The sequence below is a fragment of the Rhizobacter sp. genome (assembly GCF_031412075.1).
Taxonomy (GTDB): Bacteria; Pseudomonadota; Gammaproteobacteria; order Burkholderiales; family Burkholderiaceae_C; genus Rhizobacter.
Map to the genome: position 1 here is coordinate 1 of NZ_JANOCG010000003.1, position 9599 is coordinate 9599.

Consider the following 9599-nt stretch of genomic DNA (forward strand, 5'->3'; position numbering starts at 1 on the left):
GGCACGCCAAACATCTTCTGCGCCTTGAAGTAGCTCTCGAAGGCTTCGATCTCGGTCTTGGTGCGGCCGGTGCCCACGAAGTACTCAATGGTCTTTTCGTCGACCGGAAAGAAGCCCATGGTCGCGCCGTATTCGGGCGCCATGTTGGCGATGGTCGCGCGGTCGGGCAGCGAGAGCGTGCTGGTGCCGGCGCCGAAGAACTCGACGAACTTGCCGACGACCTTTTCCTTGCGCAGCAACTCCGTGACGGTGAGCACCAGGTCGGTCGCAGTCACGCCCTCGCGCAGCTGGCCGGTGAGCTCGAAACCCACCACGTCGGGCGTCAAGAAGTACACCGGCTGGCCCAGCATGCCGGCCTCGGCCTCGATGCCGCCCACGCCCCAGGCCACCACGCCAATGCCGTTGATCATGGTGGTGTGGCTGTCGGTGCCCACCAGCGAGTCAGGGTAGTACACGCCGCCCTTGCTGTGCACGCCGCGCGCCAGGTACTCCAGGTTGACCTGGTGCACGATGCCAAAGCCGGGAGGCACCACACCGAAGGTCTCGAAGGCCTGCATGCCCCACTTCATGAACTCGTAGCGCTCGTTGTTGCGCTCGAACTCGAGCTTCATGTTGAGGTCGAGGGCGTTCTTGTTGCCGTAGTGGTCGATCATCACCGAGTGGTCGACCACCAGGTCGACCGGCACCAGCGGCTCGATGGTGCGCGGGTTCTTGCCCATGCTCACCGCCACGTTGCGCATGGCGGCCAGGTCGGCCAGCAGCGGCACGCCGGTGAAGTCCTGCAGCACCACCCGCGCCACCACGAAGGGAATCTCGTCGACCCGCTCGGCGGTGGGTTGCCAGTTGGCCAGGCGCTCCACGTGCTCGGCCGTGACTTTCTTGCCATCGCAATTGCGCAGTACCGACTCGAGCACGATGCGCATCGAGATGGGCAGCTTGTTCACGTTGGGGAACTTCTTGGCCAGCTCGGGCAGCGAGTAGTAGCTGCCGCTTTTGCCCGACGGCGTCTTGAAGGTCTTGAGCGTGGAGGCAAAGCCGTGCTCGGCGGGTTTTTTGGCTGAGTTCATGGGGCGCTCCTGCAAAGTTAGCGGGCATTGTGCAGCGCCAGCAAGGCAAGACAAGTGGCGTGGAGATGGCCAGGCCTGACGCGCCAGGCCAATCCGGCATCACGCCCGACGATCCTTCGTGAACGATGCCCTGGAAGCGCGGGCATTCCATGGGGCGGAACGGCGGTGACTTGGCTAGACTTGGATTTGTAACCGTCACCTTACATCCCTTGCGCATGGCGATTCGCCGTTTCTCGCCGCTGTCCCTGCCAACCAGCGCGTGGACGGCCTTGCTGGAGGCCAGCACCGAAATGCTGGCCTTGCTGGATGAGCGCGGCCTCGTCTTGTGGGTCAACCCGGCCATGTCGCGAGCCGTCGGCCTGCAGGCGCAGGCGGGCCAGACCCTTGTGGAAATGCTCGGCATGGGTGGCCACCAGACGGTGCAATCCAAAGCGCTGGCCGATGCCTTGCTCGCCCACCAGCCGCTGCAGCTGGCCGAGCTGCTCTGGCGTGATGCCGCGGGCGCGACCCGCACCGCCGAAGCGGGCCTGAAGCCGCTGCCTGACGACGCAGAGCCGAACGGCGCACGCTGGCTCTGGACCCTGCGCGACACGACCGAGATCACACAGTTGCGGGCCGAGACCGCGCGGGCCGTCGAGCGCCTGCAGCGCGCCCAGGAGTTCGGTCGGCTGGGTCTCTTCGAGCGTGAGTTGCCGATGGGCCGCGGCCACTGGGACGCCAACATGTTCCACCTGTGGAACCTCGACCCGGCCCAGGGCGCCCCGGACTTTGGCACCTTTGTGTCTCGCATTCACCCGGACGACCGGCCGGGCATGGACTACCGCGAGGCCGCCAAGACGCCGGGCAAGTACGCCAAGCGCTACCGGATCCAATCTCCCAGCGGCCAGTGGCGGCACGTGCACGCCCAGTGGGAGGTGAAGGCCGGCCCCGACGGCACGCCGAACATCATCACGGGTGCGATGGTCGACGACACCGAGGTCTACGAGCTGGCCGAATCGTTCAACACCACCAGCGCACAGCTCAAGCTCGCCGTCGACCTGGGCAACATCGCTATCTGGCGGCACGACCTTCGGACCAACCGCGTGCACTACAACGACAAGAGCTTCGAGCTGCTCGGCATCACGCCGCGTCCCGAGGGCCTGCCCATCGGCGAGGTGGGGGCGCTGATCCACCCGGACGACGTTTCTCGCGTGGCCGCCGCGGTCAGGGAATCCCTGAGCACCGACCGCCCGGTGGACACCGAGGCGCGTTTTCGGCGCGCCGATGGCACCTACCGTTATGTGCTCTCGCGCCGTGTGGTGCGGCGCAATGCCGATGGCGAGCCCGTCGAGTTCATGGGCGTGGCGCTGGATGTCACCGAGCAGGTGTCGGAGACCCGGCGCGCCCAGGAGCTGGCCCGGCGGCTCGGCGTGGCGGCCTCTGCCGCGGGTCTGGGCATCTGGAGCCGGGAGACGGGGCTGGAGCGTGGCGAGTGGAACGCGCAGATGTTCGAGATCATCGGCCGGCCGCAGACGCTCGGGGTGCCGCGACGCACCGAGTGGCTCAACGAGGTGGTCCACCCCGATGACCGCGAGCGCATGCGCACGGCGCACGCCGAGCTGCAAGCCTCGGAAGACAGCACCGTCGAGCATGAATACCGCATCGTGCGGCCCGATGGTGAGGTGCGCTGGCTGGTCAGCCGGGCGCGTCACGAGAAGCGCGAGGCGGGGGCTGTGCAGTTCGGCATTGCGATCGACGTGACCGATCGCCAGGAGAAGCTGGTGGCTCAGCGCGAGAGCCAGGCCAAGTCGGAATTCCTCGCGCGCATGAGCCACGAACTGCGCACGCCACTGAATGCCGTGCTCGGGTTCGCCCAGCTGCTGCGGCTGGAGCCTGCGCTGGCGGGCTCGGCATCGCAAGAGAAGGTTCGCCACATCCTGTCGGCCGGTGAACACCTGCTGGCGCTGATCAACGATGTGCTCGACCTGTCGAGCCTGGAGAGCGGCGAGGTGAGGCTCGACCAGCGCCCGGTGCGCCTGGCCGATGTGCTGCGAGAAGCGCTGGCGCTGCTCCAACCGGCGGCCCGCGAAGCCGGCGTGAGCATCGACGTCGACGAGACCGCAGCCGTCGTCTGGGCCGACCGCATTCGCACCCGCCAGGTGGTGATCAACCTGCTGAGCAACGCGGTCAAGTACAACACCGCGCGCGGCCACGTCTACGTCAGCGTGAGAGACGACCAGGAACACGTTGATGGTCCCGTGGTGCTGACGGTGGCCGACACCGGGCGCGGCATGACGCGCCAGCAGATGGCGCACCTGTTCGAGCCGTTCAACCGCCTCGGTGTCGAGCTTGAAGGCATCGAAGGTGCCGGCGTCGGGCTGTCTGTGGTGAAGGCGCTGGTCGAGCGCATGGGCGGGTCGGTGCGGGTGGAAAGCACGCCCGGCGTCGGCTCGCGTTTCGAGGTTCTTTTGCCGCGGCATGCCGGGCCGGCCGAGCCAGACGAGGTGCCACCGCCAGCAGTCCACCCAGCATCCACGCCAGCCGAGAGCCGGCCGGTGCCACGGCGCCAGCGCCAGGGTCGCCTGCTCTACATCGAAGACAACCCTGTCAATGCCTTGCTGGTCGAGGAGATGGTGCGCCACCACGCGGGCTTGCAGATCGAATCGGTGGCGAGCGGGCTCGGCGGCGTGGCGCGTGCCGATGAGATGCGGCCCGACCTGATCCTGGTCGACATGCAATTGCCCGATGTCAACGGCTACGAAGTGCTGAGCCGGCTGCGGGCTCAACCATCGACCGCAGGCATACGCTGCATTGCACTGTCAGCCAACGCCATGCCCGAAGACATGGCCCGCGCGAAAGAAGCCGGCTTCTCCGACTACTGGACGAAGCCGATCCACCTGAGCACCTTCCTCGCTGCGCTGGACCGCCTGTTTCCGGGTTGACCTTGCGGACAGCGCGAACGGCGCTGGGCGGAGGCAATTTGCGGTTCAACGGGGCCATTGAACCCCCTACGCCAGGCGCCAAGCCGCGGAATAGTGCAGGAATCGCCCCCCTATTGACCGCAACGCCAGAAGGGCAGCCGCCCACAATGGGCCAGAGTCAATCTGCCCCATGTTTCCCCTATGAAAAAGTCGACCGCCAAGCCTCCCGTCGCGGTGGCCAGCCAGCCCGTGACCGGGCTGTCTGAGCTGGATCGCGAGCTGGCCCTGGCCCGCTCGGGCGGCATGGCGCTGGGCGACCTGATGAACCACGCCGAGGCACTGAGCCGCGCCGGCCGTGCGCAAGATGGCGCCGCGCTGTATGAAACCTGGATCGCGCACACCGTGTCGCCGTTCCAGCACGTGGCCTGTTTCAACTGGGGCACCTTGCTGGGCGCGCTCGGCCGCCACGCCGAGGCCGAACGCGCTTACCTGCGCGCACTGGCCCTGAGCCCCGATTTCATGCAGGCCCGCCTGAACCTGGGCCACCAACTGGAGCACCTGGGCCGCCCCGACGAAGCCGTGGCCGAGTGGCAAAAGGTCGTTGACCGGGCCGACGCCGCCGTCGAGCTGCACCTGCACGCCCTGAACAACATGGCCCGCCTGCTGGAGCAGCGGCGCCAATACGACCATGCCGAGCGCTGCCTGCGCGCGAGCCTGGAACTGAAAGCCGCGCAGAACGACGTGATCCAGCATTACGTTCACCTGCGCCAGAAAAAGTGCGCCTGGCCTGTCTACCAACCGGTGGGCGCGTTGACGCAAAACCAGCTGCTGCTCGGCACCTCGGTGCTGGCCATGCTGGGCGAGACCGATGACCCGGCCCTGCAGCTGCTGGCCGCTCAGCGTTTTGTCTACGAGCGCACGCCCAAGCCGCCGGCCGTGCCTTTCCACGAAGGCCAGGCCAAGCGCCAGGGCAAGATCAAAATCGGCTACCTCTCGGGCGACCTGCACATGCACGCTGTCGGCCTGCTGTCGGTGGAGCTGCTCGAGCTGCACGACCGCGAGCGCTTCGAGGTGTATGCCTTCTCATGGAGCCGCGACGACGGCACACCGCTGCGCGCACGCATCCGCCAGGCGATCGACCACTACATCCCGATCGGCGGGCTCGACGACACCACCGCCGCCAAAGTCATTGCCCAGCACGGCATCGACATCCTGGTCGACCTGCAAGGCCTGACCGCTGGCGCCCGCCCTGCGATTCCGGGCATGCGGCCCGCGCCTGTGCAGGTGAGTTACCTGGGCCTGCCCGGCACTTGCGCGCTGCCCGGGGTCGACTACATCCTGGCTGACCGCTTCGTGATGCCCACCGAGCTGCAGCCCTACATGACCGAGCGGCCGATCTACGTGCCGCACTGTTATCAGGTGAGCGACCGCCAGCGCGAGGTGGGCCCGGCGCCGAAACGCGCCGACTACGGCCTCCCCGAAGACGCCTTCGTCTTCTGCTCGTTCAACAACACCTTCAAGTTCACCGAAGCCGTGTTCAAGAGCTGGATGCGCATCTTGAAGCAGGTGCCCGACAGCGTCTTGTGGTTGCTGGCCGACAACGAGTGGGCGCTCGAGAACATGCGCCGCGAGGCCGATGCCCATGGCATTGGCCGCGAGCGCCTGATCCTCGCGCCGCGCGTGGCGCCGCCCGAGTACCTGGCCCGCTTCCAGTTGGCCGACCTGATGCTCGACACCTTCCCCTACAACGCCGGCACCACCGCCAGCGATGCGCTCTGGATGGGCCTGCCCATCGTCACCTATTCGGGCCGCAGCTACATCTCGCGCATGGCGGGCAGCTTGCTCACCAACGTGGGCTTGCCTGATCTGGTGACCTTCTCGCTGGCCGATTACGAACGTCTCGCGGTGCAGCTGGGCAACAACCCGCAGCGCGTGGCTTCGCACAAGCGCTACCTGGCCGAGCATGGCCGGCAGTCGAAGTTGTTCGACGTGCCGGGCTTGGTGAAAGACATCGAGAGCGAGTTCGAACGCCTCGCGCTGAAGCACCGCGCTCTTTGAGCCGGCCAGAAATTGCCGATGAACACCACTCCCACTACCACCCCGTTCGGGCTGAGCCTGTCGAAGCCAGCGTGCACCTCGGTGCAGGCACTTCGACTAGCTCAGTGCGAACGGAATGGGAATGGGTTTGACACATGAGCGCACGCCAAGAGCCCTTCATGGCCTCCGCCGACGGTGGATTGCATGCCGGCGATGCCTTGGTGCAGGCCATCGTCTGGCTGTGCAAGCACCATGGCCGTGAGCGCTCGGCCGAGTCGCTGCTGGCGGGCACGCCGCTCGAAGGCAGCCTCGGGCCCGACCAGGCGGTGCGTGTCATGCGCGAAGCCGGCTTCAACGCCGGGCTGATTCAACGCAAGATCTCCGACATCCACGCGCTGCTCTTGCCCGCCGTGCTGCTGCTGAAAAATGGCGACGCTGCCATCGTGGTCGCCCGCCACCCCGCCAAGAAGGGCGCTGACAGCTACGACGTGGTGATGCCCGGCCCCGAGAGCCACAGCTGCAAGGCCACCGAGGCCGAGCTGTCCGGCGAGTACACCGGCTTCGCCTTCGTGGCTTCGCCTCGGGCGTTGATCCCGGCGAGCCTGTCGCACGAAATCATCATCGACCCCAACGCCCATTGGCTGTGGGGCACGCTGCGCCGTTTCACGCCGTACTACCGCTCGGCCCTGCTCGCCGCAGCGCTGAGCAACCTGCTGATGTTGGCCAGCGGCCTGGTCACCTCGGTGGTGTTCGACAAGGTGCTGCCGCACCAGGCCTTCGTCACCCTCTGGGCGCTGGCCACCGGCGGCTTCATTGCGCTGGTGTTCGACCTGATCGCACGCCAGTTGCGCACCCACCTCATCGACACGGCAGGCAAGAAGGCCGACCTCATCATCGGCTCGCTGCTGTTTCGCCAGACGCTCGGCGTGCGCATGGAGCACCGGCCCGAGTCGGCAGGCTCTTATGCGCACCACCTGGCGCAGGTGGAGACGGTGCGCGACTTCTTTGCCGGCGCCACGCTGTCGGCACTGAGCGACCTGCCGTTCATCATCATCTTCGTGGCCATGACCTTCGTGATCGGCGGGCCGCTGGGGTGGGTGCTGCTCGCCGCCATTCCGCTGATCCTGGGCATGGCCTGGGTAATCCAGTCATCGCTGCGCCGCTCGATGAGCGCCAACATGGCCCACCAGGCCGACTTGCAAGGTCTGCTGGTCGAGGCCGTGGAGGGGCTCGAAGACCTCAAGGCCGCTGGCGCACAAGGCCGCTTCCTGCGCCGTTATGAAGACGCCACCGCGGCCGCTGCCGATTCGGCGCTGCGCGCGCGCAACCTGGGCGGCCTCACCAACAACATCTCGGCCATGTCGCAGCAGCTCGTCACGCTGGTGATGCTGGTGGTGGGCGTCTACCTCATCGCCGATGGCAGCATCAGCGGCGGCGCGCTCATCGGCGCCATCATGTTTGCCGGCCGTGCGGTCGGCCCGCTGGGCAGCGTGGTCGCCCTCGCCACCCGCTACCAGGGCGCACGTGCTTCCATGGTGGCGCTCGACCGCCTGATGAAGTTGCCCACCGAGCGCGCGCCCGGCGCCACCTACGTGGCCAACCACGAGATCAAGGGCCGCATCGGCCTGCACGACCTGAGCTTCTCTTACCCGCCCACGGCCGAGGGCGCCCCTGCACCCAAGGTGCTCAAGGGCGTCAAGCTCAAGTTCGAGCCGGGTGAGCGGGTGGCCATCCTCGGGCGCATCGGCAGTGGCAAGTCCACGGTCCTGCGCTTGTTGGCCGGGCTGTACCAGCCCACCGAAGGCATGGTCGAAGTTGACGGTATCGACCTGCGGCAGATCGACCCGGCGGACTTCCGTTCCAAGGTCGGTTTCGTGTCGCAGGAGCCGCGGCTCTTCAAGGGCACGCTGCGCGAAAACGTGCTGCTGGGCCGCGCGTCGGTCGATGCCTCGCGCCTCACCGAAGTGGCGCGTGTCACGGGCCTGGATCGTTTGATCGCTTCGCACCCCCAAGGCTGGGAGCTGCCGGTCGGCGAAATGGGCGGCCTGCTGTCGGGCGGCCAGCGCCAGCTGGTGGCGCTCGCGCGCTGCCTGGTCACGCAGCCGCAGATCTTGTTGATGGACGAGCCGACCAGCTCGATGGACGCGCAGTCTGAAATCCTGTTCTTGCGCCAGCTGAATGAGGCGCTGGGCACCCGCACCGTGATCATGGTCACCCACCGCCCGGCTGTGCTCGAGCTCGCGCAGCGGGTGGTGGTGGTCGATGGCGGCAAGGTCATCCTCGACGGCCCGAAGGCCCAGGTGCTGGCCGCACTGTCTGGCGCCAAGCCGGCGGCGAGCGCCACGCCCGAGGCGAATGCTTCGCCCAATGTGCACCTGCACCCCTCGACCCAACCGGTGCAGCGCGGGGCTTCGGTCTAGAACCATGCCCTACACACACACACCGTTCGGGCTGAGCCTGTCGAAGCCAGCGCGTACCTCGATGCTGGCACTTCGACCCTTCGACCGGGCTCAGGACGGGCAAGCTCAGTGCGAGCGGGACGCTTAGACCATGGCCTTCTGGAAACGCAAACCCAAAGAACCCGCCAGCGGGGACATGGCCTACATGGCCGATGTGCGCGCGGCGATGGTGGTCGAGGCCACGCCAGGCACCACCTGGGCGCTGTACCTGATGGCGATCATCCTGATCTCGGCCATCGCCTGGGCTTCGGTCGCACGTGTCGACGAGATCACCCGCGCCGATGCACGTGTGATCCCCGACGGCAAGGAGCAGGTCATCGCCAGCCTGGAAGGCGGCATCCTGCGCGAGCTGCATGTGCGCGAAGGCCAGACCGTGCACGAAGGGCAGGAGCTGGCGCAGCTCGACCCCACACGCTTCGAATCGCAGCAGAACGAAGGCCAGGCCAAGCGCATCGCCATCATGGCGACCATCGTCCGCCTCACGGCCGAGGCCAACGGCCGCGCCTTGAACTTCCCGAAAGAAGTGGCCGACATGCCGGGCATCGTGGAAGGTGAAACCGACGCCTACAACGCCCGCAAGCACGGGCTCGACGAAGCGCTGCAGACCAACGCCCGCAACGTGGTGCTGCTGATGAAGGAGCTGGGCGTGTCGGAGGCCATGTCGGCTAAGGGCCTGATGAGCGAGGTGGAAGTGATGCGCCTGCGACGCCAGGTCAACGACCTGCAGCTGCAAAGCCGCGAGCGCATCAACAAGTTCAGGCAAGACGCCAGCACCGACCTGGTTCGGGTGCAGACCGAGCTCTCGCTGCTCGACGAGCAGCTCGCCGGCCGCGCCGACGTGCTGCGCCGCACCGTGCTCACCTCGCCGGTGCGCGGGCTGGTGAAGAACATCCGCACCAACACCATCGGCGGTGTGGTGGGGCCGGGCGCGCCGATGATGGAGATCGTGCCCATCGGCTCGCGCGTGCTGGTCGAGGCGCGCATCAAGCCGCGCGACATCGGCTTCGTGCGCCTGGGCCAAAAGGCCGAAGTGAAGCTCGCCGCCTACGACTACACCACCTACGGCGGCCTGCACGGCAAGATCGAATACATCAGCCCCGACGCGCTGGGCGACAGCGAGAAGGGCACGCCTGACT

Annotated in this window: 5 protein-coding genes; 4 read left to right on the forward strand and 1 reads right to left on the reverse strand. The window is 67.0% G+C overall.

The annotated features are described in order from the left end of the window. Positions 1-1067: aconitase family protein (locus RMO40_RS00060; protein WP_309714732.1), on the reverse strand; the 1067-nt coding region annotated here is incomplete at its 3' end. 215 nt (positions 1068-1282) lie between these two features. Between RMO40_RS00060 and RMO40_RS00065 the strand changes: the two genes are divergently transcribed. The 4 genes from RMO40_RS00065 to RMO40_RS00080 form a co-directional block, all read left to right on the forward strand. Next, the gene (locus tag RMO40_RS00065) at positions 1283-3988 is read left to right on the forward strand and encodes a PAS domain-containing protein (RefSeq protein WP_309714734.1); all 2706 of its coding nucleotides are present in this window, start codon (positions 1283-1285) and stop codon (positions 3986-3988) included. A 180-nt stretch (positions 3989-4168) separates the two neighbouring features. After that, entirely contained in the window at positions 4169-6025 is a 1857-nt protein-coding gene (locus RMO40_RS00070; RefSeq protein ID WP_309714736.1) for an O-linked N-acetylglucosamine transferase family protein, read from the forward strand. A 134-nt stretch (positions 6026-6159) separates the two neighbouring features. Then, positions 6160-8424 carry a type I secretion system permease/ATPase gene (locus RMO40_RS00075; RefSeq protein WP_309714739.1) on the forward strand — a complete coding sequence of 755 codons (2265 nt, stop codon included), beginning with the start codon at positions 6160-6162 and terminating at the stop codon, positions 8422-8424. A 130-nt stretch (positions 8425-8554) separates the two neighbouring features. After that, the coding region (locus tag RMO40_RS00080; protein WP_309714740.1) for a beta-barrel domain-containing protein at positions 8555-9599 on the forward strand (1045 nt) is incomplete at its 3' end.